The 26,552-nt window shown below is 61.6% G+C and carries 18 protein-coding genes, 2 tRNA genes, 2 rRNA genes, 3 pseudogenes and 1 riboswitch (1 of these 26 cut by a window edge); of the genes and pseudogenes, 9 read left to right on the forward strand and 16 right to left on the reverse strand.

Annotation, left to right across the window (positions count from 1 at the left end; genetic code table 11):
* From ACFXS9_RS29660 to ACFXS9_RS29675, 4 genes are all read right to left on the reverse strand, one after another.
* Positions 1 to 1,059, reverse strand: a 23S ribosomal RNA gene (locus tag ACFXS9_RS29660); it reaches 1,784 nt to the left of the window's first position.
* 384 nt (positions 1,060 to 1,443) lie between these two features.
* A tRNA-Ala gene (locus tag ACFXS9_RS29665) sits at positions 1,444 to 1,519 on the reverse strand.
* Between the two features lie 109 nt (positions 1,520 to 1,628).
* Positions 1,629 to 1,705, reverse strand: a tRNA-Ile gene (locus tag ACFXS9_RS29670).
* Between the two features lie 228 nt (positions 1,706 to 1,933).
* A 16S ribosomal RNA gene (locus tag ACFXS9_RS29675) occupies positions 1,934 to 3,422 on the reverse strand.
* Together the 16S and 23S rRNA genes with 2 tRNA genes alongside form the textbook arrangement of a ribosomal RNA operon.
* An 841-nt stretch (positions 3,423 to 4,263) precedes the next feature.
* Here ACFXS9_RS29675 and ACFXS9_RS29680 point away from each other — a divergent pair.
* Positions 4,264 to 6,333, forward strand: coding sequence for a M23 family metallopeptidase (locus tag ACFXS9_RS29680; RefSeq protein ID WP_392695007.1), 2,070 nt, complete (start codon positions 4,264 to 4,266; stop codon positions 6,331 to 6,333).
* A 28-nt stretch (positions 6,334 to 6,361) separates the two neighbouring features.
* Here the strand turns inward: ACFXS9_RS29680 and ACFXS9_RS29685 are convergent, their stop codons facing one another.
* A complete protein-coding gene (locus tag ACFXS9_RS29685) occupies positions 6,362 to 6,772 on the reverse strand; it encodes a hypothetical protein (protein WP_392695010.1) in 411 nt (136 codons plus the stop codon).
* A gap of 186 nt (positions 6,773 to 6,958) precedes the next feature.
* On the opposite strand from ACFXS9_RS29685, the gene ACFXS9_RS29690 reads away from it, so the two are divergent.
* Positions 6,959 to 7,318 (forward strand): SPW repeat protein, encoded by a 360-nt coding sequence (locus ACFXS9_RS29690; RefSeq protein WP_392695013.1) that lies wholly within the window; start codon positions 6,959 to 6,961, stop codon positions 7,316 to 7,318.
* A 78-nt stretch (positions 7,319 to 7,396) separates the two neighbouring features.
* Positions 7,397 to 7,660 carry a hypothetical protein gene (locus ACFXS9_RS29695; RefSeq protein WP_392695016.1) on the forward strand — a complete coding sequence of 88 codons (264 nt, stop codon included), beginning with the start codon at positions 7,397 to 7,399 and terminating at the stop codon, positions 7,658 to 7,660.
* A 71-nt stretch (positions 7,661 to 7,731) separates the two neighbouring features.
* On the opposite strand, the pseudogene clpB reads toward ACFXS9_RS29695, so the two are convergent.
* A pseudogene (clpB, locus tag ACFXS9_RS29700) lies at positions 7,732 to 10,372 on the reverse strand (ATP-dependent chaperone ClpB).
* A gap of 218 nt (positions 10,373 to 10,590) precedes the next feature.
* Between clpB and ACFXS9_RS29705 the strand changes: the two are divergent.
* Positions 10,591 to 11,376: pseudogene (locus tag ACFXS9_RS29705) on the forward strand (MOSC domain-containing protein).
* Positions 11,377 to 12,654: 1,278 nt separating this feature from the next.
* Here the strand turns inward: ACFXS9_RS29705 and fsrB are convergent.
* Positions 12,655 to 13,947: pseudogene (gene fsrB / locus ACFXS9_RS29710) on the reverse strand (siderophore utilization protein FsrB).
* Positions 13,948 to 14,043: 96 nt separating this feature from the next.
* A complete protein-coding gene (locus tag ACFXS9_RS29715) occupies positions 14,044 to 16,053 on the reverse strand; it encodes a TonB-dependent siderophore receptor (RefSeq protein ID WP_392700087.1) in 2,010 nt (669 codons plus the stop codon).
* 434 nt (positions 16,054 to 16,487) lie between these two features.
* On the opposite strand from ACFXS9_RS29715, the gene ACFXS9_RS29720 reads away from it, so the two are divergent.
* Positions 16,488 to 16,655, forward strand: coding sequence for a hypothetical protein (locus ACFXS9_RS29720; protein ID WP_392695018.1), 168 nt, complete (start codon positions 16,488 to 16,490; stop codon positions 16,653 to 16,655).
* Between the two features lie 439 nt (positions 16,656 to 17,094).
* Here ACFXS9_RS29720 and ACFXS9_RS29725 read toward each other — a convergent pair whose 3' ends face one another.
* From ACFXS9_RS29725 to ACFXS9_RS29750, 6 genes are all read right to left on the reverse strand, one after another.
* Positions 17,095 to 17,286: a hypothetical protein gene (locus tag ACFXS9_RS29725; RefSeq protein ID WP_392695021.1), complete on the reverse strand. Its 192-nt coding sequence runs from the start codon at positions 17,284 to 17,286 to the stop codon at positions 17,095 to 17,097.
* Positions 17,287 to 17,508: 222 nt separating this feature from the next.
* The gene (locus ACFXS9_RS29730) at positions 17,509 to 17,787 is read right to left on the reverse strand and encodes a DUF1488 family protein (RefSeq protein WP_213288989.1); all 279 of its coding nucleotides are present in this window, start codon (positions 17,785 to 17,787) and stop codon (positions 17,509 to 17,511) included.
* 305 nt (positions 17,788 to 18,092) lie between these two features.
* Positions 18,093 to 18,389 carry a hypothetical protein gene (locus tag ACFXS9_RS29735; RefSeq protein WP_392695023.1) on the reverse strand — a complete coding sequence of 99 codons (297 nt, stop codon included), beginning with the start codon at positions 18,387 to 18,389 and terminating at the stop codon, positions 18,093 to 18,095.
* Positions 18,382 to 18,651, reverse strand: coding sequence for a hypothetical protein (locus tag ACFXS9_RS29740; RefSeq protein WP_392695025.1), 270 nt, complete (start codon positions 18,649 to 18,651; stop codon positions 18,382 to 18,384). Before ACFXS9_RS29740 ends, ACFXS9_RS29735 begins: the two co-directional genes overlap by 8 nt.
* 109 nt (positions 18,652 to 18,760) lie before the next feature.
* Positions 18,761 to 19,153: a hypothetical protein gene (locus ACFXS9_RS29745; protein WP_392695027.1), complete on the reverse strand. Its 393-nt coding sequence runs from the start codon at positions 19,151 to 19,153 to the stop codon at positions 18,761 to 18,763.
* A 65-nt stretch (positions 19,154 to 19,218) separates the two neighbouring features.
* Positions 19,219 to 19,806 carry a TIGR02594 family protein gene (locus ACFXS9_RS29750; RefSeq protein WP_392695030.1) on the reverse strand — a complete coding sequence of 196 codons (588 nt, stop codon included), beginning with the start codon at positions 19,804 to 19,806 and terminating at the stop codon, positions 19,219 to 19,221.
* A 551-nt stretch (positions 19,807 to 20,357) separates the two neighbouring features.
* Here ACFXS9_RS29750 and ACFXS9_RS29755 point away from each other — a divergent pair.
* Positions 20,358 to 21,230: an alpha/beta fold hydrolase gene (locus ACFXS9_RS29755; protein ID WP_392695033.1), complete on the forward strand. Its 873-nt coding sequence runs from the start codon at positions 20,358 to 20,360 to the stop codon at positions 21,228 to 21,230.
* Between the two features lie 13 nt (positions 21,231 to 21,243).
* Here the strand turns inward: ACFXS9_RS29755 and metW are convergent, their stop codons facing one another.
* Entirely contained in the window at positions 21,244 to 21,912 is a 669-nt protein-coding gene (metW, locus tag ACFXS9_RS29760; protein ID WP_392695036.1) for a methionine biosynthesis protein MetW, read from the reverse strand.
* A gap of 1 nt (position 21,913) precedes the next feature.
* Positions 21,914 to 23,116 (reverse strand): homoserine O-acetyltransferase, encoded by a 1,203-nt coding sequence (locus tag ACFXS9_RS29765; protein WP_392695039.1) that lies wholly within the window; start codon positions 23,114 to 23,116, stop codon positions 21,914 to 21,916.
* An 82-nt stretch (positions 23,117 to 23,198) separates the two neighbouring features.
* Positions 23,199 to 23,278, reverse strand: a riboswitch (SAM riboswitch).
* Positions 23,279 to 23,441: 163 nt separating this feature from the next.
* Between ACFXS9_RS29765 and ACFXS9_RS29770 the strand changes: the two genes are divergently transcribed.
* From ACFXS9_RS29770 to ACFXS9_RS29780, 3 genes are read left to right on the forward strand one after another with little or no spacing between them, the layout of a single operon-like run.
* On the forward strand, positions 23,442 to 24,290 hold the full coding sequence (locus ACFXS9_RS29770) for a chorismate mutase (RefSeq protein WP_392695042.1): 849 nt from the start codon (positions 23,442 to 23,444) through the stop codon (positions 24,288 to 24,290).
* A 27-nt stretch (positions 24,291 to 24,317) separates the two neighbouring features.
* Entirely contained in the window at positions 24,318 to 25,415 is a 1,098-nt protein-coding gene (locus tag ACFXS9_RS29775) for a pyridoxal phosphate-dependent aminotransferase (protein WP_392695045.1), read from the forward strand.
* Positions 25,412 to 26,350: a prephenate/arogenate dehydrogenase family protein gene (locus ACFXS9_RS29780; protein WP_392695048.1), complete on the forward strand. Its 939-nt coding sequence runs from the start codon at positions 25,412 to 25,414 to the stop codon at positions 26,348 to 26,350. Before ACFXS9_RS29775 ends, ACFXS9_RS29780 begins: the two co-directional genes overlap by 4 nt.
* Positions 26,351 to 26,552: the final 202 nt, after the last annotated feature.

The raw sequence follows: 26,552 nt of genomic DNA on the forward strand, positions 1-26,552 counted from the left end.
TTTCCCTCTCCACGACGGACGTTAGCACCCGCCGTGTGACTCCCGCATATTGCTTTCGGGTATTCGGAGTTTGGTTGGGTTTGGTAAGACGGTAAGTCCCCCTAGCCCATCCAGTGCTCTACCCCCGAAGCATTCATGCGAGGCGATACCTAAATATCTTTCGCGGAGAACCAGCTATTTCCCAGTTTGATTGGCCTTTCACCCCTAACCACAAGTCATCGGAGTCTTTTTCAACAGACACCCGTTCGGTCCTCCAGTGAGTGTTACCTCACCTTCAACCTGCTCATGGCTAGATCACTAGGTTTCGGGTCTAATACAACGAACTTGGCGCCCTATTCAGACTCGCTTTCGCTGCGCATACGCCTATCGGCTTAAGCTTGCTCGTTAAATTAAGTCGCTGGCCCATAATACAAAAGGTACGACGTCACCCAGAACGTATCTTGGGCTCCGTCTGTTTGTAGGTGTCCGGTTTCAGGTCTATTTCACTCCCCTCGTCGGGGTGCTTTTCACCTTTCCCTCACGGTACTGGTTCACTATCGGTCGCTGAGGAGTACTTAGGCTTGGAGGGTGGTCCCCCCATGTTCAGACAGGATTACACGTGTCCCGCCTTACTCAAGGATACATCATCGCATTACCCGTACGGGGCTATCACCCTCTGAGGCCCTGCTTTCCTGACAGGTTCCGGTTGTCTTTGATGTATCACTGGCCTGGTCCGCGTTCGCTCGCCACTACTAACGGAGTCTCGATTGATGTCCTTTCCTCCAGGTACTTAGATGTTTCAGTTCCCTGGGTTCGCTTAAAACCTCCTATGAATTCAGAGATTTCATACCTTCACTTGATAACTGGAAATCCAAAACCTCACGGCTTGGTCTCACACATTGCTGTACGAACCCCAAGATAGAGATCTTGGAGTTCCAGCTATCGAAGGTGGGTTTCCCCATTCGGAAATCCGTGGATCAAAGCTTCTTCGCAGCTCCCCACGGCTTATCGCAGCGTAGCACGTCCTTCATCGCCTCTCAGCGCCAAGGCATCCACCGAACACCCTTAAGGCACTTGATTGCTCTCATTATCAATGTCCACACACTCGGCAGAATGTTGTCTGCGCAACAGCCATTGAAGGCACGCATCCTCGATGAATGCGATTGCAACAGCCGGACACTGATTAGAAAGACCAGCTTGCTTCGTAAGATCGAACCGATAGCGAGGCGGTCAAGCTTCGCTACAAAGATCATTTACAACTCACTCATCTTGCGATGAGCGAGCGCCGAAATGATCTGGAGATTAGGAATGAGAGCCCGCAAATTGCTTTGCAGATCCCAAACTCGGATCGATCTCCTCTTTACGATGTCAGATATCACGCATCACGCTATCCATCCGGACTGCGCATGCGAAGTGATGTTTCGCGGACGATTACTCGAGGCATTCCCGGTCTTCGATTTCATCTGGTGGAGCCAGACGGGATCGAACCGACGACCTCATGCTTGCAAAGCACGCGCTCTCCCAGCTGAGCTATGGCCCCGTACCAGAAGACGAATGTTTTCTTTCGCGCTCGCCTTCGCTGGCGCTACGGCGCAGCAGCCTTCGTTCAAGGAAGGCCTGCCGAGCCGAAGCTGCGTTGCAGCGAAGGCTGGTGGGCCTGGGAAGACTTGAACTTCCGACCTCACGCTTATCAAGCGCGCGCTCTAACCAACTGAGCTACAAGCCCCTAACACGAAGGACTCAAGCTCGCGCGCAATCAGCTCACGCCAATGCATCGCACAAGCGCCAAACCTTCGCACAGCGCTAAGCCCCTGGCGCGTGTTCGTCCGCGAAGAAAGAGAAACGAAGACGGCGAAATCCCGCCAATGCAGCTCAACAATCCTGACGATTGTTGGCCACTGATGTTTCTAAAACGATCCGATAGATAGCAAGCTATCTGAAGGATCATCCTTAGAAAGGAGGTGATCCAGCCGCAGGTTCCCCTACGGCTACCTTGTTACGACTTCACCCCAGTCGCTGACCCTACCGTGGCCGGCTGCCCCCTTTCGGTTAGCGCACCGTCTTCAGGTAAAACCAACTCCCATGGTGTGACGGGCGGTGTGTACAAGGCCCGGGAACGTATTCACCGTGGCGTGCTGATCCACGATTACTAGCGATTCCAACTTCATGGGCTCGAGTTGCAGAGCCCAATCCGAACTGAGACGGCTTTTTGAGATTTGCGAAGGGTCACCCCTTAGCATCCCATTGTCACCGCCATTGTAGCACGTGTGTAGCCCAGCCCGTAAGGGCCATGAGGACTTGACGTCATCCCCACCTTCCTCGCGGCTTATCACCGGCAGTCTCCTTAGAGTGCTCAACTAAATGGTAGCAACTAAGGACGGGGGTTGCGCTCGTTGCGGGACTTAACCCAACATCTCACGACACGAGCTGACGACAGCCATGCAGCACCTGTCTCCGGTCCAGCCGAACTGAAGGACCCCGTCTCTGGGGCCCGCGACCGGGATGTCAAGGGCTGGTAAGGTTCTGCGCGTTGCGTCGAATTAAACCACATGCTCCACCGCTTGTGCGGGCCCCCGTCAATTCCTTTGAGTTTTAATCTTGCGACCGTACTCCCCAGGCGGAATGCTTAAAGCGTTAGCTGCGCCACTAGTGAGTAAACCCACTAACGGCTGGCATTCATCGTTTACGGCGTGGACTACCAGGGTATCTAATCCTGTTTGCTCCCCACGCTTTCGTGCCTCAGCGTCAGTATCGGGCCAGTGAGCCGCCTTCGCCACTGGTGTTCTTGCGAATATCTACGAATTTCACCTCTACACTCGCAGTTCCACTCACCTCTCCCGAACTCAAGATCTTCAGTATCAAAGGCAGTTCTGGAGTTGAGCTCCAGGATTTCACCCCTGACTTAAAGACCCGCCTACGCACCCTTTACGCCCAGTGATTCCGAGCAACGCTAGCCCCCTTCGTATTACCGCGGCTGCTGGCACGAAGTTAGCCGGGGCTTATTCTTGCGGTACCGTCATTATCTTCCCGCACAAAAGAGCTTTACAACCCTAGGGCCTTCATCACTCACGCGGCATGGCTGGATCAGGCTTGCGCCCATTGTCCAATATTCCCCACTGCTGCCTCCCGTAGGAGTTTGGGCCGTGTCTCAGTCCCAATGTGGCTGATCATCCTCTCAGACCAGCTACTGATCGTCGCCTTGGTGAGCCATTACCTCACCAACTAGCTAATCAGACGCGGGCCGATCTTTCGGCGATAAATCTTTCCCCGTAAGGGCTTATCCGGTATTAGCCCAAGTTTCCCTGGGTTGTTCCGAACCAAAAGGTACGTTCCCACGCGTTACTCACCCGTCTGCCGCTGACGTATTGCTACGCCCGCTCGACTTGCATGTGTTAAGCCTGCCGCCAGCGTTCGCTCTGAGCCAGGATCAAACTCTCAAGTTGGACTTGAAACCTTGAACCGGCTGATCACAACGTTTGACGAGGTCCCACCATATTTATCGCCCGCGATTCACATCGCTGACGACGATGGTGTAACCTTTAAAACGTGTACCGCCGAAGTCTTTCGTCCAGCCTCAATGCTTCAATACTTGCGTATTTAAGCGATCGAGACTCGCAAGGACTCCGCCGTCCACGTTTCTCTTTCTTCATCTTCACTTGTCAAACAGCCCGGGACCGCTGGGGATCCCACCCTTCCATCTCTGGAAGGTTCCGTAGCCACCCATCCGACGACAAATAACAACCGACTTGTATCGGCTGTTGAGTCACTCATCGTAATGAGGAGCTTACGGGGCGCGAATAGATGCCTTGGCCTCGGGGCCAATGCATCGCCGCGCTCAGTGGCCGGGTTATAGGCCCGCCCGATCGGGGTTGTCAACGCCCTTCGTCAACAAATTGTCGCATCACGTCGAAGAATTTTGGGACGCCAAGAAGTCCCTATGTTTCGGGCCTTTGGCCGCACTTGAGCCACAATCCTGCGACGTTCTGACTATAAGGTAAGCATTGAATCACCGGATGCCAGTGGGGGCTGCCCGGTGTTCATCTACCCGGGACAGGCGATCTCGAGGAACCCGTCGCCTTTCCCACGCGGCCAGGAAACTTCGAGAGATCTGCTGACCATTGACGTTCGAGACTGCGGCCGGTCTTCTTCTGGCCTCTGATTCCCGAATTTCCATGCGTGCGGCAACGCCATGCTCCGGAATCGCTCCCTCAAAAGGGCGGAAACGTGGGCTCTGGATCGGGCGAGGTCTTGTCGGATGTCGATGGAATTTGGGGGGACACAGGGTTGAGCCAGAAGGCGCCACGCGGAAGCGGCTATGGACGCGAGATCGGGATCATTGATCTCGGTCACGAGCCGCCACTTTCCGTGGATGGCTCGGAAGCCGCGGTGATCGATCGCCGCCGTGTCTCTGTACAATGGTTCAGCGGCACTATCCTCACCGGTCTGTGCGGCGCGGCCCTCATCGGCGGCGCCGTTTTTGCGTCCCTCGACGGCGAAATGACCTTTGCCAAGGTGCCGGAGCGGGTCGAAGGCGCGTTGCGCGGGGCATTCGGCGCCAATGACCGCACCGCCACCCTGCACAAGAGCGACCGCCTGCCGCCGCCCGGCGAATCCACCGCCTCGCGCAATGTGATGCGGGTATCGACAGTTACCCGGGTCGGGAACCGCGACGTGATGCGGGTGCGGCCATTCGTTCGCATCTCCGGCAATCTATCGATGACAACGAGCGATCTCGCCGCCAAGATCCCGCCGTTCAACGCGCAGCGCATGCTCACCGATGTCGGCAGCTCGACTCAGCCGGCTTCCGAGGATCCGAACAATCCCGAGGCGGTCGAACCCGACGCCGAGGTTTCCTTCGTGACCAAGGATCTCGCAACGGTGCTGCCGAAGGCGAAAGTCTCCGCCGTGGTCGCGCTGGACGAAGTCCTGATGCGGGTGCGGGATGCCGCGAACTGGCGCGGCTCGGGCGGCGTCCGCTACACGGCGCTTGCCAATGCCGCCGCCGACACCAGCGGCGTGCAGTCCGATCTCAAGCTCGCCTATGCCACCGAAGGCAACGTCTCCGATCCCTATGCCGGCTTTGAAACCCGCATCGTGCCGGAAAATGTCACCCTGCTGCCGAAGACCAAGGACCAGATCACCGGCGGCAACCCCACCGGCGAACGCGTTCACATCGTGAAGAAGGGCGACAGCGTCGCTTCAGTCCTGCGCGACCAGGGCGCGACGCCCGATGAAGCCAGGGCGATCGCGTTGACCCTTGGAGCCCGCGGCCGCGACGGCGGCCTGAGGGAAGGTCAGAAGCTGCGTATCCTGATGGCGCCCTCGGGCCTCGGCCCCGCTGCCCGGCTGCAGCCCTATCGCGTGATCGTCGCCAACGACACCACCGTCGAAGCCGTGGCCGCGCTGTCGGACGTCGGCAAATATGTCGCGGTCGACGTGCAGAGCATGAATACCGTCGCCGAGGCTCCCGCCGGCAAAGATGACGATGATGACGACGAGGATGACGGCAGCGGCGTCCGCCTCTACCAGAGCATCTACGAGACCGCCATGCGCAACAAGGTGCCGGCCGCGGTGATCGAGGACATGGTCCGCATCTATTCCTACGACGTCGATTTCCAGCGCAAGGTGCAACCGGGCGACTCCTTCGACGTGTTCTTCGCCGGCGACGACGAAGCCACCCCCAGCACCGAAAAGACCGAGGTGCTGTTCGCTTCCCTCACCGTCGGCGGCGAAACCAAAAAATACTATCGCTTCCAGACCCCGGACGATTCCGTCGTCGATTTTTACGACGAGACCGGCAAGAGCGCGAAGAAGTTCCTGGTCCGCAAACCCGTCAACAACGCCATCATGCGGTCGGGCTTCGGCGGCCGCCGCCACCCGATCCTGGGCTTTACCAAGATGCACACCGGCGTGGACTGGGCGACGCCCTACGGCACGCCCATCTTCGCCTCCGGCAACGGCGTGGTCGAGAAGGTCGGCTGGGAAGGCGGCTACGGCAAATACGTTCGCCTGAAACACAATAACGGCTACGAGACCGCCTACGGCCACATGTCGGCGTTCGCCAAGGGCATGGAGCCCGGCAAGCGCGTGCGCCAGGGCCAGGTGATCGGCTTCGTCGGATCGACGGGCATGTCGACCGGCGCCCATGTCCACTACGAAATCCTGGTCAACGGCCGCTTCGTCGACCCGATGCGTGTCAAGTTGCCGCGCGGCCGTTCTCTCGAAGGCTCAATGCTGGCGAGCTTCGAAAAGGAGCGCGACCGTCTCGACGCCCAGATGAGCAACCGCGGCAACTCGGCGCGGGTTTCCGAAGCCACCGGCACCACGCCGCAGACCCGCCAGGTCAGCCGCTGAGCCTTCGGGCCGCCCCCGAGAGGCAACTTTACGGCGCCGCGCGAGCGCTGATCAGGAAGACGATCCCGATCGCCGTAAGTCCGAAGGCAACGGCGGCCAGCGGCAGCAGCATGTCGATTGCCGCCTGCGTACCATGGATCTTGCTGTCCCAGACCGCGAAGTCGCCAGTTCTCCAATCATGAAACGAGGTCTCGTCGGAGTGCGGTTGATGTGGCTTCGCGTGCCGTTTCCAGACCAGCGACAGCGACCACGGAAGCAGGACGGCAACCAGCAGCAACACGCTGACCATGGCCAGCAGGAGTCCGATGTCACTCTGGCGGTCGAACAATATCCAGGCCGCTGCCGCAAACCACGCCACAAGCCCGACGGCGGCCCCATAGATGCCGGGGTGGATCTGATCGAAGACGGGCCTGTTGTGTAGGACGATTTCTTTTGTCATCGGAGGGAACCTGTCTCTGGTTACTCTGGGCCGATGCTCCCGGCAGTAGCCGACGCCGATCACCTGCAAGGGCAATCGCAGCGCCGTCCGGCGGTTTCATTAATTTGCGTTCAGTCGCGGCCCCGATGGAACCGGAGCGGCCGGTATCCAGTTGACTAACTGGCAAAATCTTCAATGGAGGATGCCATGGAGAATTGGAGCAACGCAAAATTGTGCGACGTCGCGAACCTGGTCCTCGGCGCGATACTGTTCTTTTCGCCCTGGATGTTCGGCTTTGACGCCGGAACGGTCTCCAACAACGCCTACGTCACAGGCCTCGTAATCGCGATCATTGCGATAGCGGCGCTGGCAGCGTTCGCGGTGTGGGAGGAATGGCTGAACCTGATCGTCGGACTGTGGGCGCTGGTATCGCCTTGGGTCCTGGGCTTCCAGGGGACCACGGCGATGACGGTGCACGTGTTGATCGGCGCTGCCGTGGCGGTGCTGGCGGCGATCGAAATCTGGCTCATGACGCAATACCCGCCGCGGCTTACTACGGGCCGCTGAGGCACCTTGCCCACATACCGCCCGCCGCATGGCTGGCGGCGGGCGGTTGTTGGCGCGACGTGAAGGGGATGAGCAGCAATGAACCGCATTACCCGGGACGACATCATCAAGGCAGTCAGCGGGGCTGACGAAGTCACGATCGCCCAGATCATCGGAACCGGCGCCACCGTAGATGAGCTGGCGGAGGCTCAAGCCTGGATGGCCAATGACGAGCCGATGCTGAATGCGGGCCGGCCGCTGGCGACCGGCCGGGTACGCGAGCTCGTGGACATACTGACCGAGCTCGAGCCCGAGGACGATGATCCCGGTCAGCCGGGGCCTGCCTTCAGTTCAACGGAATGACACAGCCGCGGACCCCTTAGCCAAAAGCCCCGAACATAGCGTGTTCGGGGCTTTTGCGTTGGTGGGGCGCCTCAATTCAGCTTGCGCTTCGGCACCGGCGCTTCGAACTGCGCGATCTCCGCGGTCTGCGCGGCCTTGCCGTTGAAGGTCAGTACGTTGCCTTCGCTCGAGATCTCGACGGAGTCGCCGTCGGCAATCTCGCCGGCGAGGATCATCTCGGCCAGGGGATCCTGCAGGTTGCGCTGGATCACCCGCTTCAGCGGGCGGGCGCCGTAAGCCGGATCCCAGCCCTTGGCGGCCAGCCAGTCGCGCGCCGCTGCATCCAATGTCAGCGTGATCTTGCGATCCTCCAGCAGCCTCTGCAGGCGAGCGAACTGGATCTCGACGATCCGGCCCATCTCGCTCTTCTGCAAGCGGTGGAACAGGATGATCTCGTCGACGCGGTTGAGGAATTCGGGCCGGAAATGCGCCCGCACCATCCCCATCACCTGTTCGCGCACCGCCATTGTGTCCTCGCCTTCCGGCTGGTTCACCAAAAACTCCGAACCGAGGTTCGAGGTCATGATGATCAGCGTATTACGGAAGTCGACGGTGCGGCCCTGGCCGTCAGTCAGCCGGCCGTCGTCGAGCACCTGCAGCAGCACGTTGAAGACATCGGGGTGGGCTTTTTCGATCTCGTCGAACAGCACCACCTGATAGGGCCGCCGCCGCACCGCTTCGGTGAGCGCGCCGCCCTCGTCATAGCCGACATAGCCGGGAGGCGCGCCGATCAGCCGCGACACCGAGTGCTTTTCCATATACTCGGACATGTCGAGGCGGACCATCGCCGTCTCGTCGTTGAACAGGTACGCCGCCAGCGCCTTCGTCAGCTCGGTCTTGCCGACGCCGGTGGGGCCCAAGAACATGAACGAGCCCATCGGGCGGTTCGGGTCCTGCAGGCCGGCGCGCGAACGGCGCACGGCGGTTGCCACCGCACGCACGGCTTCGGCCTGGCCGACCACGCGCTTGCCGAGGCTATCCTCCATTTTCAGGAGCTTGTCCTTTTCGCCTTCCAGCATCTTGTCGACGGGAACGCCGGTCCAGCGCGACACCACCTGTGCGATGTGGTTGGCGGTTACCGCCTCCTCCATCATCTCGCCCACGTCTTCCTTGGCTTCGAGTTCGGCGAGCTTCTTTTCGAGTTCGGGAATTCGGCCATAGGCGAGCTCACCCGCACGCTGGAATTCGCCGCGGCGCTGGGCATTGGCGAGTTCGATGCGCAAGGTGTCGAGTTCGCTCTTCAGCTTCTGCGCGTTCGACAGCTTGTTCTTCTCCGCGCTCCAGCGCGAAGTCAGGTCGGCCGATTGCTTCTCGAGTTCGGCCAGTTCCTTTTCCAGCGTCTGCAGGCGGGTTTTCGAGCCGAGATCGGTTTCCTTCTTCAGGGCCTCCTGCTCGATCTTCAGCCGGATGATTTCCCGGTCCATCAAATCGAGCTCTTCCGGCTTGGAATCGACCTGCATCTTCAGCCGCGCCGAAGCCTCGTCCACGAGGTCGATGGCCTTGTCGGGCAGGAAACGATCGGTGATGTAGCGGTTCGACAGCGTGGTCGCGGCGACAAGTGCGGAATCGGTGATGCGAACGCCGTGGTGCTGCTCGTATTTGTCCTTCAGCCCGCGCAAGATCGAGATCGTATCCTCGACCGTCGGCTCGGAGACGAAGATCGGCTGGAAGCGCCGCGCCAGCGCGGCGTCCTTCTCGACATGCTTGCGATATTCGTCGAGCGTCGTCGCGCCGATGCAGTGCAGCTCGCCGCGCGCCAATGCCGGCTTCAAGAGGTTGGACGCGTCCATCGCACCGTCCGCCTTGCCGGCGCCGACCAGCGTATGCATCTCGTCGATGAACAGGATGATCGAACCTTCGGCTGAGGTAACTTCCTGCAGCACCGCCTTCAGCCGCTCCTCGAACTCGCCGCGGTACTTGGCGCCTGCAATCAGCGCGCCCATGTCGAGCGAGAGCAGTTTCTTGTCTTTCAGGCTCTCGGGCACGTCGCCGTTGAGGATGCGCAGCGCCAGGCCTTCGACGATCGCGGTCTTGCCGACGCCGGGTTCGCCGATCAGCACCGGATTGTTCTTGGTGCGGCGGGAAAGCACCTGGATGGTGCGGCGGATTTCCTCGTCGCGGCCGATCACCGGGTCGAGCTTGCCGTCGCGCGCGGCTTGCGTGAGGTCGCGGGCATATTTCTTCAGCGCGTCATAGGCGTTTTTCGGCCGATGCGCTATCGGCTGTACGGCCCTTGCGCAGCGATTTGATTGCCGCATTGAGGTTTTGCGGCGTGACGCCGCCCTTGCTCAGAATGGTACCGGCTTCGCCGCTCTTCTCGAGCGTCAGCCCCAGCAGCAGCCGCTCGACCGTGACAAAGCTGTCGCCGGCCTTCTCGGCGGCTTTTTCCGCCGCGTCGAAGGCGCGCGCCATATCTGGGGCAAGATAGATCTGCCCGGCGCCGCTGCCCGAAACCTTCGGCAGCTTCTTCAGCGCGTCCTCGGTGGCCTTGAGGATGGCGCGGGAATTGCCGCCAGCGCGATCGATCAGCCCGCCGGCCAGTCCCTCGCTGTCGTCCAGCAACACTTTCAGCACATGCAGCGTCGAGAACTGCTGGTGCCCATCGCGCATGGCGAGCGATTGCGCAGACTGGATGAAGCCGCGCGCCCGCTCGGTGTATTTTTCAATATTCATCTTTTGCTTCCCTCGGCATGCCGCTCCCACCCCTGAGGCATGATTGCGGCATCTTCATTGGGTATCCGCGGACCGCGTTGATATTCCTCAACCGGCCACGGGTCGTCGCCCTGTTTTCAGGCTTGACGCAAATGTGGGCACTGCCGGGCGAAACGGAAGAGCCGCAGCTATAAATTCGGAGTTGTGGCGCGAGCCGGGGGAATCTCTTAATAAGCGGCATGGATGCTACCTCCCCCGCCCGCATCGCCGGGATTTACCGTTACCCCGTCAAAGGCCTGACCCCGGAGCAGCTCGACCACACTGAGCTCAAGCCCGGGCAAACCCTTTGGCTGACCGCCGCTACGCCATCGAGAACGGCCCCTCCGGTTTCGATCCGGCGGAGCCGAAATGGCTGCCGAAGCCGCACTTCCTGATGCTGATGCGGGATGAGTGGCTGGCCGGCCTGCACACCCATTTCGACGACGCGAGCAACGTGCTCTCGATTCTGCCGGAACGGCGAGATTGCGGCCCAGGGCAATTTGGCGACCGCCGAAGGCCGGCGGACAATCGAGAACTTCTTTGCCACCGCCTTTGCCGGCCAGATCAAGGGCCCGCCAAAGGTGCTGGAAAGCCCCGGCCACAGCTTCTCGGACGTCGCCCGCAAGGTCGTTTCGATCATCAATCTCGCCAGCGTCCGCGCCATCGAGGACATCGTCGGCGCCCCCGTTCATCCGCTTCGCTTCCGCGCCAATCTCTATGTCGAGGGCTGGCCGGCCTGGCACGAATTCGACCTGCTCGACCGGACGCTTGCGATCGGCGACATCAGGCTGAAGGTGGTGAAGCGCATCGTCCGCTGCGCCGCCGTCAATGTCGATCCCGATACGGCCGAGCGCGATCTCGCGATTCCCCCGGCGCTGCAGCGCCAACTCGGCCACGGCGATTGCGGGATCTATGCCGAGGTGATCACCGGCGGCAGCATCAGCACCGGCGACGCGATCGCGGCGGAGCAGGCCGAGTTGTTGTAGGGCGTCTGCTGCCATTGCGGGTACGGCGCTCACGCTCCGCGCATGCGGGATACACCGAGTCCTATCCACGTCATTGCGAGCGCAGCGAAGCAATCCACGTCTCGGCTCGGGGATAGATGGATTGCTTCGCTTCGCTCGCAATGACGTGGGTACGACTTCGCGATCTCGCGACACTGATCGCCCGAGATTTGCATCTTGATTTGCCTCTCCTCGAAAACAGAGGGCGCAGGGAAGACCGGGTGCGCGCCGCACCCGCGGTCTCGTGTGCAATTGCGCATAGGAAGAACGCACACGAGCATACAGGTACAGCGGGAGCATCCCGGCCTTCCCTGCGCAATGGCTTTACGGCTTACTTCGTGCTCTTCCCGGAGAACGGCTCTTTTGCCTCCGTCGCCGACGGGATATTCCCGCCAACTTAGCGCCAGCACCGCGGCGCCCGAACCACACGACTTCGCCGTACGCTTCCTGCGCCTACGTCTTGCGCATTCCGCGTCCACCGCATCTCACCGCACGTTCGTGACGATCGCGAGCGCCCCTCATCCGCCGTGAGACGGGCGGAGTTATGCGACTGATTTGGGGGAGAACGAAAGCGGAATATTTTTGATTCTTCTTGTTTTCTGGGCTTGACACGATTTCGGAAAATCAGAAGTGATTTGTCGTGCCAGTTACCAACGCCAGCGTTCTTGCCATATAGTTCAGCACCCAGACGAGCGGGATGTCTGTTCGGAGGATTGAGGTCATGCACAAAACACAGGGATTGTTACTCCTGGCTATCGCTGCTGTCCTTTTCAGCCCACCGGTAGGGGCGCAACAGGTTGCGGCCGAAACGCCGCAGACGATGCTGTCGGCTCAGATTCTGTACGCAGGGGTTCACCTGTGACAAGGCGCTCGGCGCCACCAGGGACAAAAAGCGCTCCCAGCCGGACCGTGCCGTCTGGGTCCTCAAATGCAGCAACGCGACATACCGCGTCACACGCGCCCCCGACATGGCAGCGAAGGTCGAACCGCTCCCGTGAGCGAATGACCTTCGCTCACGGGCGATGGTGGGCACGGCGCTTGCGCTTTTGCCCGCTCTACGGTTTGCCGCAATCCCGATGCAGTTAGATTTATGGTGGGCACGCGGAGCCTGTCATCACTCCGCGAGCGCCCTTGCGCTCGTCGCTGGGCGCGCGTTCGCGCGACCCGTTGGCTTTGCCCATCCTACAGGACTGCCGTCATTGCGCCCGATGCAACGATCGCGCCGCATCGTTCGATTGCCAGCAAACAAGCTCGATGGAGCTATTCCGCCGGCGCAAGCTGGCCCCTGCTCGAGCGTGCTGCAGCGGTTTCGCGCACCCGGACACGGGCACGGCGCTTGCGCCACCAGATCACGACGCCGGTCACCGATAGCGCCGCAACCACCAGCCCCATCACCGAAATCAGGATGCGGCCGGGCAGCCCGACGATCTCGTCCGGAATGCAGCGGGAATTGCGCCTGCACGAAGATATCAGCGGCGGTGCCGACCCACGGCAGTCGCTCGCCGATCGGACGTCCGTCCTCGCTGTCGTAATAAAGCTGCGCCGGGCCGACACCGCCGGCGCCATGATCGTCGCCGGGGTGGAAGAAGGCCGCGGCATACACGCCATGGGCCGGGCCGTAATTGATCGAACCGACAGGCGTGGTCCATCCCCTGCTCTTGCCGTCGGCCGCGGCGCGCGCGGCGACATCGGCATACGTGACCTTGGGTTCGATCGGATCGTCGAGATGCCGATACGGACGCTGCTCATACGGCGTCGGGGTGTAGTTCGATACCGTCTTCATCAGCGGCGAGAACACCTCGAAATACAGGTTGAGCGAGAACGCCGTGAAGGCGATGACGAACAGCAGCGCCCAGGTCCACAGGCTGAAAGCGCGGTGGATATCGAAATTGATTCGATAGGCACTGCCCGAGGTCTTGATCTTCCAGGCTGGCGCCCAGCGCGCCCAGAAGCCCCGGCCGAGTTCGCGCGCAACGGCGGGTGCTCGCTCCGCCCTGGCGCGGCGACGGGACGGCAGCGTCAGATAGAAACCGACGAAGCAATCGATGGTCCAGATGATGGCGATGACGCCAAGCACGCGCATCCCCCAGCGATCGCTGCCCCAGAACTCCGGAATGTGCATGGTGTAGTGCAGCTTGTAGAGAAACGAGACGAAGTTGGCGCGCGTCACCGGCCACACCGCACCCCAGTAGCGCCGCCCGAGCTCCGCGCCGGTGTTGGGATCGAGGAAGATCTGATTGTAGTCGAGCTCAAATCGCTTGCCGGTGGCGGGATCGATCCGCGGCAGCACGAAGAACCACAGCGAATGTTCTTTCTCCGGGGTCATGAACATGTGGACGACGCGCGCGCGCGGATCGCGCTGCTCGATCAGCTTGACAAGCTCGACGGAAGGAATCGCGGGACCGCTGCTGGTCACATCGAACAGGTTCTTGTTCAAGAGATCATCGATCTCGTGATCCCATGAGATGATCGCGCCGGTGACGCCCGAAAAAACAGAAAGCCGGCGGTGAGAAGGCCGGCCCAGCGATGCAGTCGCCCGAAGATCAATTTCATGGCTTCGCCCGTGCTGTTGGTGCCTCAATTAGCAAACATCATCACCGCCGGTCGATTTGACCGGCGGTGATGTATCCGTCGCATTTCGCGGCCGACCTACCATCGATAGGTCAGCTTGGCGATCGCCTTGCGGCCCTCGGCATAGAAGCAGCTCGTATAGCCGTAGCAGGCCGCGACATAGCGGGTGTCGGCGATGTTGGTGACGTTCAGCGCCAGGCGATAGTTGTCTTTGGTGTAGGCCAGCAGCGCGTCGACCGCGGTCGAGGCCGGCACCTTAAAGGTATTGGCATCGTCGCCGAAGGTCGAGCCGACATAACGGACGCCGCCACCGACCTGGACGCCGGCGAGCGGCCCGCTCTGCAGCGTATAGTCGGTCCACAGCGCGAACCGGTTGAGCGGCACGGTGGTCGGCGCCTTGCCGACGTTTACGGGGTCCTCCGTGACCACGGCATCGATGTAGGAGTAGGCGCCACGGACGTTGAAGCCTTCGATCAGCGTGGCCGTGCCTTCCAGCTCGATGCCGCGCGAGTTCACCTGCCCCCTCTGCTCGGCGGTGTAAAGCGGCGGCGCGAAGGTGACGACATTGGACCGCGTCAGATCGAACGCCGCCAGAGTGATCAGCGCATTGATCCCGACCGGCTGATACTTCACGCCGACTTCATACTGGACGCCGGTTTCCGGCTTCAGCAGCTCGCCCGCGGCGTTGGTGTTGAGCACCGGCAGGAATGATTCGGCGTAGCTGAAATACGGCGCGATCCCGTTGTCGAAATTGTACATCACGGCGGCGCGACGGGTGAATGCCGAGTCATTCGTTCTCGCGGAAGACCCGGGTCTCGCGGCAGCCGCGGCGAGAAAGTCGTCCAGATCGGTCGCGGCGAAGTCCTGCCGGGCGCCGAGCAGGAACGAGAGCCGGCCGAGCTTGATCTGGTCCTGCGCGTAGATTCCCATCTGCGACTGCTTGATGTTCTGGTCGTCCGCAGGGCCGAGATTGGTCCATGTGTTGGTGTAGACAGGCGCAAACACGTTGATCTTGCCGGTAGTGTACGTTGAAGCGACGTCCCGGAACGAGGTGTTGCGGTAGTCGATGCCGAACAACGTGGTGTGGCTCAAAATGCCGGTGACGAATTTTCCCTGGAGCTGGTTATCGACTGCGAAGGAGTTGATGGTCGTTGCACCGCCAGAGCCGGCGCGTGACATCAGGCCTGCGGCTTCGTCAGCCGCCGAGGCGTAGCCCAGGCCGTAGAAGCTCTGCTGTTCGTTGTGCATCCACGCATAACGCAGGTTCTGCCGGAACGTGAGGGCCTCGTTGATGTCGTGCGATAGCAGGTAGCCCGCCGTGGCCAGTTCGGTATCAAACCGGTTGAAATTGGGCTCGCCGCCGAAAAACGTATTCGGAATGATGCGGCCGTTGTTGGGCCACACCGTGCCCGACGGCGGCAGGAATTGCAGGCCCCAGCCGGCGGTGTCCTTTTGATAGTTGGCCAGCAGTGTGATGGTGGTGTCTTCGTTCGGCTTGATCGTCACCGCCGGCGCGATGAAGATGCGGTTGTCCTTGGTGAAATCGACCTGGGTTTCGCCGTCGCGGACAGCGCCGGTGAGGCGCCACAATACGGTGCCCTCCTTGTTGGCGGGGCCGCCGACGTCGAATTGGCCCTGGTAGCGATTGAAGCTGCCGCCCGAGACGGAAATCTCGCCAAACTGATAGGCCGTGGGCAGCTTGCTGACATAGTTGAGAATGCCACCGGTGCCGCTGCCACCATACATCACCGAGGATGGACCCTTCAGCACTTCCAGACGCTCGGCGCCGTAGGGCTCCAGACCGAGGAAGTGCACGTAGCGGCTGCTGGGCAGCCGCAGGCCGTCGAGATAGAGGCCCGGCATGGTCATGTCGAAACCGCGGATCTGCAACCCGCCGAAGCGCGTGTCGGAACCGCCGTTGACGTCGCCGCTGACGCCCGCGGTATAGCGGAGCGCCGCGCCGACCGATTCCGCTCCCTGGTTTTTGACCTGGTCGGTGGTGACGACGGAGATCGACTGCGGGGTTTCGATGATCGGCGTGTCGGTCTTGGTCGCGGTGCCGGTGCGGGTTGCGACAAAGCCGCGCACGGGACCGTTGGCGCGTTCGCCGGCACCTGGGCCCGATACGGGCGCAGCCGGTGCCGCCTGCGGGTTGGCGGCGCGGGTAACGCGCCTAGCGCGCGTGGTCGCAGCACGGCGGGATGGTTGGGCCGCGGCCGGGCGGGCGCGCTGCTGCGGCGCGTCCACGGTGACCGGCGGCAGTGACGACTGCGCCAGCGCACCACCGGTCGGCAGGAAGAGCGTGAAACTGCTGACTGCCCCGAGGCAGATCATTCGCATCAGTTGAAGTCGAGTGGCGGAAAACGAATGAAATGCTGTCAGTGTCACCCTTAAGATACCCCGAAGTCTGCCGGCTTGGCCGGTAGGATTTTTGATGCCTCGCTCTAACGCAGACATCTTCGGAGTTCGATGGGTGGTAGCTAGAATTGCTCCAGATTGCGCGATGAAGCGCCAGTTTGCCGATGGCAACCGTGGGAGAAACTTGCGATCGCGTCGCCTTCAATCGTGACGTGCATCAGCGTCGCGCCGACGCACAGGTCGCCCCGGACTGGATTTCAGATTCCAAGCGCGAGGAGGCCAGTACAAACCACAATCAAACCGACGACGATAACAGCAAGAAAACTGGATGAAGCAAAATCTTCGCGCATGACGACACCTACCGCCTCAGGCAAATCTCTCGCGAGCCTGAACCTCTCGCCCCAGGAGTCTCACATAGCCTCCGGTTGTTTGGGGAGAGCCATCAAACCACGGGTTTGTTTCAGGGTGTCTTCGTTGGACTGGGAAAACGACTTCGTCGGAAGGTCCTGCTGTTACGTCCCGGAGTTCCCATGAAACGTCCTCACGAAACTGAGAAGCCAGCGCGGCAATAGGGATAGGCCGCGCCGACCTTAACTCCACGCAACAAGGGCCGGGGTTCCGAGATGTGGCGTAGTTCTTACCCCGCTGCCGCGCCCCCATAACGTGCCCACCATCACGAAGCGTGCTCGACGATAGAGGGTTGGCACGGCGCACGCGCGCCTTTGTCCACCCTACCGTAGATACGGCCGCGCGAGACTGGGGCCGGCGTCCCTAAAACGTCGCCCGTTCGCCGGCCATCGCACGCTCGATCGCGTCTATCAAGATCTGGAGTTCGACGAATTTTAGCCGCGCGCGCTCCGCCTTGTCGCGATCGAACGGCGCGGCGAGCACCTTTGCGTGTGCGTCGCGATCCTCAATCATGCGGTCCCGAGCCTTCTTCAAAATCTCATGGCGTTCGTTCATCTGGTCACTACCTCTATCGTGCCGAACTCCCTCAGGCGGAGCGGGGACTACCAATTGATGATCACGGCGCCGGCAACGACCAGCCCCAGGAAGACCGGCAAAAGGATGGGTGGGGACAAGCCACTCGCTGAGAGCGAATTATTTGGGATCGGGCATATGCTCACCTGTTCAGTTCAGGCAGGACATGCCGCGGCATTTCTTTTCGATTCAGGCCTGCTCGATCTATGCGCGAAAATCGATGCCGCGCAAAATAATCCCTGGGGGGTTGCCTTCAAACTCTCCGGCGAGAAATTTCCGGGAAGCGCATTGTTCGATCCGATCCCGCAGCCGCACGAATTGTCGTTCGCGCTGGTCCGCCGCTGTACGCGAGACATGTTCGAGATCGTCCATCGCTGCGGCGCTGATGGCGCACGGTATCACCCTGGCACCGTCCATCATCGAGAACAGCACTACCATGCGATTGAATTCATAACCACCGATGTCGCCGCGCACGAGTGTCATTTGATCCATCTCCGGCTGGTAAAGGCCGTGCCGCCAGCTCTCAGCCCGTCATTTCTTTCGAACGGGTTGAGGATCAATCTCCGCAATCCTGCGCAGGCATTCGGCTTCGGAATCGTGCGGGCCAGAGACGAATGTTCCGCTGACTTTGGTGGAGTACCATCCGGAAGCGACACCGAGGCGGAGCGATTCTTCAGTCTTGACGTGACGGGGCGAGAGATTTTGCATTCGGTGCTTTCAGTTGCGCGTTCGAGGCAATTCGAGTGCGTGGCAAGAAACTCGACTGCCGAGCCAGAATATTCGCCACGTCAGCTTTCACCAGCGAGGCGGGTGAGGTCGGCCAGTACGGTGGCCACGAGGTCGCGGTGATGCGTGTCGGTCGGCGCCAAATCCGCCGCGTAGAGATTCAGGACGTACCGCGCCTTTGCGACCGCTTCCGGCCACGACCCAGCCGGGACGGTCAGGAGCTGTAGCTCGAGGGCGGCCTGGCGGTCCCGCTGCAGCTTTGCGTTAGCCTCGACGTCGGCGAGCGCGCGGCGGATATCGGTCGCCTTTTGCGCCGCCATGCCCCGGTGCTTGTCGAGATCGACCGGGGTTTCACTCACGAGATGCGATCGCGTCGTCGCGCTGCGCATCGGAAAGATCGACCGAGCTGATCGAGATCATTTCCGTCGAAGCTTGGTGCGGCGCCGCGCCGGGGACCATGATCATGGTGGCGACGCGGCGGAAGCTCTGAAATGAAAGTCCTTCGATCATTTCCTCGTCGGTGATGACCTCATAAGCACCAGGCGGCAACAGCCGGCCGACCCCCTTGAGATGGAACGGACGCTTGAAATGAATCATTTCCCGTCGCGAGCGCATGGTCATGTATCGACCGTGCGCCCTTTCCCCGCAAATAGCTATCGATTTCTCGAACAAAGCGGCATTCGTCCAGGCAACCCGCGCCAGCCGCTGAACCGGGGACTAGGCATCGCAATTACGAGAACAATCGATCGGTCGCCTTGTCGAGCCGCTTCGCCGAACCGCTCGCGTCATTTAGATGACCAACCAATTCACCGGATAGCCGGTAGATGTTCTTGCCCTTGAGGTCAAAGAGCTTCTTGCCGCTAAGATCGAAAATTTCGGGACCGACCACCACAGCGACGCGGGTTCCCTTACTGTTGAATATGGTGCCATTCATGAGCGGGCTCCTTGTTTGACAGCCTGCTGTGAATGCTGCGCCCATTCGTCGCCAGTAGCGAGATAAATCGACCGGAGCCCGCGCCTTTACTGCGGCGGCCTCATTGGACTGCCCAACCATCCCAGCTCTATTCGGATCCGCAGCCGCCTGCGCTTCATGGATCAGCCCGCATTTCCCGCCGGCCTTCACCCCGCCTGCAGCCTCGCCCCGCAAGGAACGGGGCGAGGAAAAGAAGCGCCGCGACGCAATCCGCCTCAGCTCGTCGGCATGACGTAGGCGTAGATACGGCCGCGCGAGACTGGCAACTCGCGGACGCGGTTGCCGCTGTTGCCGGAGATCATGATCGGATTGCCCTTGGCGTCGATGCCGGTGATGATGCCGACATGGCCGCCGCGGCGGCCGCGTGACATCACCGCAATGGCGCCGACCTGCGGGCCGGAAATGCGCTGGCCGTATTTCGCGAACGAGCTCGCCATGTCCGAGCCGGTGCCGCGATAGCCGGAATGTTGCAGGACCATGTTCATGAACCGCGCGCACCACAGGCTGCCGCGTCCCGTGGGGTTGCCGCCGAGATATTTCCGTGCTTCGGCGACGACGTTCGATGAGGTGTAGCCTGAGGCCATCGCGCCGCTGGTCGGCGGCACCGTTGAATTGGATTCGACGCTCGTTCCCGGCGTGACGCTAGCGTTGGCGTCGGCAAGACCGCGCGCGTGCATCTGCGTGACCGCGCGCTCCCAGCGCGATGTGTGCCGGGCGTGCCTGAGCCGGGCGCGACGGCCGGCGCGATCGGCGCGCGCTGCCTTGACCGTGTTGGGCGAAACGAAACCGCCGGGTGTCGCCATCTCGGCGCGGCTTCCCCATGAAGCTCGTTCCCATGAAGCTCGGGTTGTTCTCGACAAAGCCGCCCGCCTGCATGCGTGCAGCCCTGCGCTCCCAGCGCGACATCCTGAGAGCATGGCGATGGTGACGATATGCGTAATGATGCTTGACGTGATGACCGGCGTGATAAGCGCGAGCGTGTCGCCCTGCGCCGTGATTTGGTTTTGCTGAAGCTGGAGAGACAAATACGAAGATGGAAGCCGAACATAGTGCCAACGCGACGAAACGAAGCGACCGGCGAAACGCAAACAACTGACTCATACTTGAACCTCTAACACTCCCACACTTTGCGTTCGTCTACGAACGAACGCGGCCGGCGTTTTGTGTTGCGGGATGTGACGAGAGGAAGATTTTATGTGGCGGCGAGGAAACAATTTCGGGGTGATTCCGCGACAATTCGATGGCGAAAATGAACCTTTCCTGCCGCATTGCAGCCCCGAAAATTAATTGCAATTTTGTGGGTTAGCTGCGCAATGAAGTTACGAAATAACAAGAAAATCGAGAGGAATCCGAAATGCCCTATGCCGTCGCCAAGGATCGCGTGCGTCTCTATTTCGAGGAGGCCGGAAGCGGGACGCCGATCATCTTCCTGCACGAGTTCGCTGCCGACCACACCAATTGGGAGCCGCAGATGCGCTACTTCTCGCGCGGCCATCGTTGCATCGCCTATTCGGCGCGCGGCTATACGCCTTCCGACGTGCCGCCCTCGGCCGAAGTCTACACCTACGAGTATTTCTACACCGACGCGCTCGCCGTGCTCGATCACCTCGGCATTGCCAAAGCGCATTTCGTCGGCCTGTCGATGGGCTCCTATTCCTCGCTGCAGGTTGGCCTCAATGCGCCGGAGCGCGCGCTGTCGATGACGCTCGCCGCCGTCGGCGCCGGCTCGTCACTCGAACAGCTCGACGCCTTCCGCGCGCAATGCGTCGCCAATGCCGAGCAATATGAGGCGATCGGATCGGTTGAAGTCGCCAAGGTGACGCGTGAGGCGCCGAGCCGGATTCCGTTTTTGCTGAAGGACCCGCGCGGCCACGCCGATTTCTACGCCGCGCTGGCGCGTCATGATGCCAGGGGCTCGGCCAACACCATGCGCAGCTTTCAAGGCGCACGACCGTCGATCTACACCATGAACGATGCGATCCGACGCGTGCCGACGCCGGCGCTGATCCTGTGCGGCGACGAGGACGACAATTGTATTGAACCGAGCCTGTTCCTGAAGCGGCATTTGCCGGCCGCAGGGCTTTCGTTCTTCCCGAAGTCGGGCCACGTGCTCAATCTGGAAGAGCCGGCGCTGTTCAACGAGATGGTGGAGCGGTTCATCGCGCTGGCGGAAGCCGGGCGATGGCCGGCGCGCGATCCGCGGTCGATGGTGGCGGCGGTGGTGTGAGCCGCTGCGGTCCCTATTTCCCCTTCCCGCCCCTGCTCAGCAAAAACACGCCCTGCTCGCCGAACATGTTCCAGACCCACCAGGGCAGGTTCAGCGGCACGGGGCGGCCGTAGAGATCGAGCGCCACTGCGCGCTCCATCTTGACGTTGATCTCGTCGCAGAGCTGGACGAAATCCTTGATCGTGCAGAAATGGATGTTCGGCGTGTCGTACCAGGTCGCCGGGAGGTTTTCGGTACGCGGCATGTGGCCGCCGACGAGCAGTTGCAGCCGCATCTTCCAGAAGCCGAAATTCGGGAACGACACGATCGCGCGCCGGCCGATGCGCAGCAGGTTTTCCAGGACCGGTTTCGGCTGCCGCGTCGCCTGCAGCGTCTGCGACAGGATGACGTAATCGAAAGCGTCGTCGGGATAATTGACGAGGTCGGTGTCGGCGTCGCCCTGCACCACGGCGAGGCCCTTGGCGACGCAGCGGTTGACGCCCTCGCGCGACAGCTCGATGCCGCGGCCATCGATGCCCCGGCTCTCCAGGAGCTGCAGTAATTCGCCGTCGCCGCAGCCGACGTCGAGCACTTTTGAGCCGGCCGCAATCATCTCGGCGACGAGGAGATGATCGGTGCGATATTTACCGGTGCGATCGGGCGCTATGCCGCCGAGCGGCAACGCTTGCTCCTGAAGGGCCATATCAACCGCCTGTACCGTCAAGGCCGCGCGCCTTGCCCGCGGATTCCAGGAAGGCGCGAGAAATGTCGAAGAACTCGGGCACGTCGAGCAGGAAGGCATCGTGGCCGCGGTCGGTCTCGATCTCGGCGAACGACACCCGCGCGCTGGAGGCGTTCAGCGCATGCACCAGCGCGCGCGATTCCGAGGTCGGAAACAGCCAGTCGGAGGTGAACGACACTACGCAGAAGCGGGTCTTGATGCCGCGAAACGCTTCCGCCAGCACGCCGTTATGGTCGGCGGCGATATCGAAATAGTCCATCGCCCGCGTCAGATAGAGATAGCTGTTGGCATCGAAGCGCTCGACAAAGGAAGAGCCCTGATAGCGCAGATAGCTTTCGACCTGGAAATCCGCATCGAACGAAAACGTCGGCAGTTCGCGATCCTGCATCCGCCGCCCGAACTTGCGATGCAGCGCGGCGTCGGAAAGATAGGTGATGTGCCCTGCCATCCGCGCCACCGCCAGTCCGCGATGCGGATGCGTGCTGCGCTCGAAATAGCGCCCATGATGCCAGTCCGGATCAGCCATCACGGCCTGCCGGCCGAGTTCGTGAAATGCGATATTTTGCGCCGAATGGCGCGTCGAGCAGGCGACCGGCAGCGCCGAAAACACCCGTTCCGGATAGGCTGCCGTCCATTGCAGCACCTGCATGCCGCCCATCGATCCGCCGATCACGCATAACAATGTTTGGATGCCCAGCCGGTCGAGCAACATGGCCTGCGCGCGGACCATGTCGGGGATGGTGATGATCGGAAAATCCAGTCCCCACGCCTTGCCGGTCGCCGGGTTGGTCGAGGCCGGACCGGTCGATCCCATGCAACCGCCGATCACGTTCGAACAGAGGATGAAATATCTGTCGGTATCGAGCGGGCGCCCCGGACCGACCATGATTTCCCACCAGCCGGCCTTGCCGGTCAGAGGATGCACGTTGGCGACATGCTGATCCAGCGTCAGCGCGTGGCAGATAAGGATCGCGTTGGAGCGGTCGGCGTTCAACTCGCCATAGGTCTGGTACGCGATCTGGAATGGCGCGAGATCGATGCCGCAATCGAGCCTCAAGGGCTGCTCGATGCCGAATTTGGCCACCGGCGAGGTCGGATGATCGGCCTCGTGGGCGCGGTCCTCGCTGTGAATCGACGGACTGGGTACCGACTGCAATGGTGTCATCCCGACCTTCCTCCTCGCGGAGGTCCTTACAGACAGAAATCAGGCCGTAAAAAACCCGGCCTGAACGAAAGGTTCGGCCGGGATCAATCTGTCCCCGGCCTGTTTAGCGAGTTGTTTAACGTGGCTGCAAGCCGGCCGGCTCAAATGACCACGGAATGGAACAAAGCTAGTCCGAAGCAGGTCCCCCGTCAAGGCAGCCGTATGGTTAACCCTGCGGCGATCATGGCGGACCTGACGTTTCTCTTTGCTTTCGACGGCCGTCTTTTCTAATCAATGCCCTTGCTGGGTGGTGATTTCAGACCGATCCGGCGCTGAAGGTTTTAACATGTCCAAGGCACCCCCGGCTCCGCCCTCGCTGCAGGAATTGCGCAAGGAGATCGACGCGATCGACGAGCAGGTCCATCGCCTCTTGATGGCGCGCGGCGACATCATCGACCGGCTGATCCAGGTGAAGCAGACCCAGGAGGTGGGGTCGGCGTTCCGGCCCGCGCGCGAGGCCAGCATGATGCGCAGCCTGGTCGAGCGCCATCGCGGCATCCTGCCGCTCGATACCATCGAGAGCATCTGGCGCGTCATCATCTCGACCTTTACTTACGTCCAGGCGCCGTTCTCGGTGCATGCGGACGTCTCGGTCGGTGAGCCCGCGATGCGGGATTCGGCGCGGTTTCACTTCGGCTTTGTCGTGCCCTATGTCGGCCATTTCAGCGCACAGGCCGCGGTTGAAGCCGTGGCGAAATCGAAGGGCGATCTGGCGCTGGTCTCGGCGGTCTCGAGCCGCACGCCGTGGTGGAGCGCGCTGGAAGCCGAAGGCGCGCCAAAAATCATTGCCCGGCTGCCGTTCCTCGAACGCGCCGATCATCCGGCCGCGCTGCCGGTGTTCGTGATCTCGCGCGTGGCCGATGATGCCATGGTGACGGAGGTGCAGATGTGGAGCGTCCGCGTCTCGGGGTGGAACGCCGATATCGCCCGCGCGCTCGCCCCGCTCGCCGAAATCGTCGCCGTGCCCGATACCGCTTTCGACGGCGCGGCGCTTTTGGTATCGGATGCCGGCACCGGGTTCGAAAAGATCAAGACCGCCCTGATCCAGGCCGGCGCCTCGGTGCGCTCGTCGGCTCTCGTCGGCAGCCACGCAACACGCTATACGGTGCCCCCGAACGGGTCGGCGAAGCCTTAAACGCTGCCCGAAATTCCGGAGTTGAAGATGAACCGCCCCGTGCCGAATCCCGGCATTCTCGATATTGCGCCCTACACGCCCGGCAAGAGCCCGGTGCCGGAGCCGGGCCGCAAGGTGTTCAAGCTGTCGGCCAACGAGACCCCGTTCGGGCCGTCGCCGAAGGCGATCGAAGTCTACAAGGACGTGGCTGATCATCTGGAGGATTATCCGGAAGGAACCTCGCGCGTGCTGCGCGAAGCGATCGGCCGCGCCTACGGGCTCGATCCCAACCGCATCATCTGCGGCGCCGGCTCGGACGAAATCCTCAACCTTTTGGCGCACACCTATCTCAGCCAGGGCGATGAGGCGATCTCGACCGCCCACGGCTTCCTGGTCTATCCGATCGCGACGATGGCGAACGGCGCCAAGAACGTTGTCGCGCCCGAGACCAATTTCACCGCCGACGTCGACGCCATTCTCGCGCGCGTGACGCCGCGCACGAAACTGGTATGGCTCGCCAACCTGAACAACCCGACCGGCACCTACGTGCCGTTCGACGAGGTCAAGCGGTTGCGCGCCGGCCTGCCGCCGCATGTGCTGCTGGTGCTCGACGCTGCGTACTCCGACTACGTGTCGCGCAACGATTACGAGCTCGGACTGGAGCTGGTGGCCACCACCGAAAACACCGTAATGACGCACACCTTCTCCAAGATCCACGGGCTGGCGGCCCTGCGTGTCGGCTGGATGTTCGGCCCGGCGCACATCATCGATGCCGTCAACCGCATCCGAGGTCCCTTCAACGTCTCGACGCCGGCGATGCTGGCGGCGGTCGCCGCGATCGAGGACACCGCGCACATACAGAAGTCGAAGGCATTCACCGAAGAGTGGCGCAACTGGCTGACGGAGGAAATCGGCAAACTCGGACTGAAGGTTACGCCGAGCGTCGCCAACTTCGTGCTGATCCACTTCCCGACCGAGAAGGGCAAGACCTCGGCTGATGCGGACGCGTTCCTCACCAAACGCGGCCTGGTGCTGCGGGCACTCAACAATTATGGCCTGCCGCACGCGCTACGCATGACCATCGGCACCGAAGAGGCCAACCGTCTCGTCGTCGATGCCTTGCGCGACTTCATGGCGGCCAAGTGAGTACGGTACCGATCTTCCGACGCGTCGCGCTGATCGGCTTCGGCCTGATCGGCGGCTCGATCGCGCGCGCGGTGCGGGCCCAGGGGCTTGCGAGCGAAATCGTCACCACCGCGCGTTCGGGGAAGACGCGCGCGCGGGTTACCGAGCTCGGCATCGTCGATCGCGTGCTGGAGACCAACGCGGAGGCCGTCAACGACGCCGACCTCGTGATCCTCTGCATCCCCGTTGGCGCCTGCGGGCAGGTGGCGCAGGAGATCGCGCCGTTCCTGAAAGCGGGCGCGATCGTTTCCGACGCCGGCTCGGTGAAGGGCGCCATCGTCCGCGAAATGGCGCCGCATTTGCCGGGCCATGTTCACTTCGTTCCGGCACATCCGGTCGCCGGCACCGAGCATTCGGGTCCTGATTCCGGCTTCGCCGAACTGTTCATCAACCGCTGGTGCATTCTCACCCCGCCCGAGGGCACCGACCCCATGGCGGTCGAAACGCTGCGCGCGTTCTGGGCCGGCATGGGCGCCAAGGTCGAGACCATGACGCCTGATCATCACGACCTGGTGCTGGCGATCACCAGCCATTTGCCGCATCTGATCGCCTACACCATCGTCGGCACCGCAGACGAGCTGGCGCAGGTCACGTCATCGGAAGTGATCAAATTCTCGGCCGGCGGCTTTCGCGACTTCACCCGCATCGCGGCGTCGGACCCGACGATGTGGCGCGACGTGTTCTTGAACAACAAGGAGGCCGTGCTGGAAATGCTCGGCACCTTCAACGAGGACCTTTCAAAGCTCACCCGCGCCATCCGCCGGGGCGACGGCGAGGCGCTGTTCGAGCATTTCACCCGCACCCGCGCCATCCGCCGCGGCATCGTCGAGATCGGCCAGGATTCCGCCGCGCCCGATTTCGGCCGCCCGCATCCGCCGCTGAAGAAGACGGAGTGAGGCACGGCTTCGGCGCGCCCTCGCGGCCGTCATTGCGAGCGCAGCGAAGCAATCCATCTTTCCGAACATCGACGACCAAAGTGGGCAACCGGCACGCCTGCTAATCTCCGGAACTTTGGGCTGTTCCGGGAGTTATGAATTTTGCGGGATTGCGCGATTTTGCTTTCGGCTCAACACACACATGTGCCGTCTGTCGTCGCAA

Source organism: Bradyrhizobium sp. RDI18, from assembly GCF_043203335.1.
Lineage (GTDB): Bacteria > Pseudomonadota > Alphaproteobacteria > Rhizobiales > Xanthobacteraceae > Bradyrhizobium > Bradyrhizobium retamae.

What these genes read in the sequence shown, in the direction of transcription:
- ACFXS9_RS29765 (WP_392695039.1), bottom strand. Translation starts at nt 23,116, where the DNA reads ATGACACCATTGCAGTCGGTACCCAGTCCGTCGATTCACAGCGAGGAC.
- metW (WP_392695036.1), bottom strand. Translation starts at nt 21,912, where the DNA reads ATGGCCCTTCAGGAGCAAGCGTTGCCGCTCGGCGGCATAGCGCCCGAT.
- ACFXS9_RS29730 (WP_213288989.1), bottom strand. Translation starts at nt 17,787, where the DNA reads ATGACACTCGTGCGCGGCGACATCGGTGGTTATGAATTCAATCGCATG.
- ACFXS9_RS29750 (WP_392695030.1), bottom strand. Translation starts at nt 19,806, where the DNA reads ATGGCGACACCCGGCGGTTTCGTTTCGCCCAACACGGTCAAGGCAGCG.
- ACFXS9_RS29685 (WP_392695010.1), bottom strand. Translation starts at nt 6,772, where the DNA reads ATGACAAAAGAAATCGTCCTACACAACAGGCCCGTCTTCGATCAGATC.
- ACFXS9_RS29690 (WP_392695013.1), top strand. Translation starts at nt 6,959, where the DNA reads ATGGAGAATTGGAGCAACGCAAAATTGTGCGACGTCGCGAACCTGGTC.
- ACFXS9_RS29740 (WP_392695025.1), bottom strand. Translation starts at nt 18,651, where the DNA reads ATGACCATGCGCTCGCGACGGGAAATGATTCATTTCAAGCGTCCGTTC.
- ACFXS9_RS29755 (WP_392695033.1), top strand. Translation starts at nt 20,358, where the DNA reads ATGCCCTATGCCGTCGCCAAGGATCGCGTGCGTCTCTATTTCGAGGAG.
- ACFXS9_RS29720 (WP_392695018.1), top strand. Translation starts at nt 16,488, where the DNA reads ATGGCAACCGTGGGAGAAACTTGCGATCGCGTCGCCTTCAATCGTGAC.
- ACFXS9_RS29695 (WP_392695016.1), top strand. Translation starts at nt 7,397, where the DNA reads ATGAACCGCATTACCCGGGACGACATCATCAAGGCAGTCAGCGGGGCT.
- ACFXS9_RS29775 (WP_392695045.1), top strand. Translation starts at nt 24,318, where the DNA reads ATGAACCGCCCCGTGCCGAATCCCGGCATTCTCGATATTGCGCCCTAC.
- ACFXS9_RS29725 (WP_392695021.1), bottom strand. Translation starts at nt 17,286, where the DNA reads ATGAACGAACGCCATGAGATTTTGAAGAAGGCTCGGGACCGCATGATT.
- ACFXS9_RS29770 (WP_392695042.1), top strand. Translation starts at nt 23,442, where the DNA reads ATGTCCAAGGCACCCCCGGCTCCGCCCTCGCTGCAGGAATTGCGCAAG.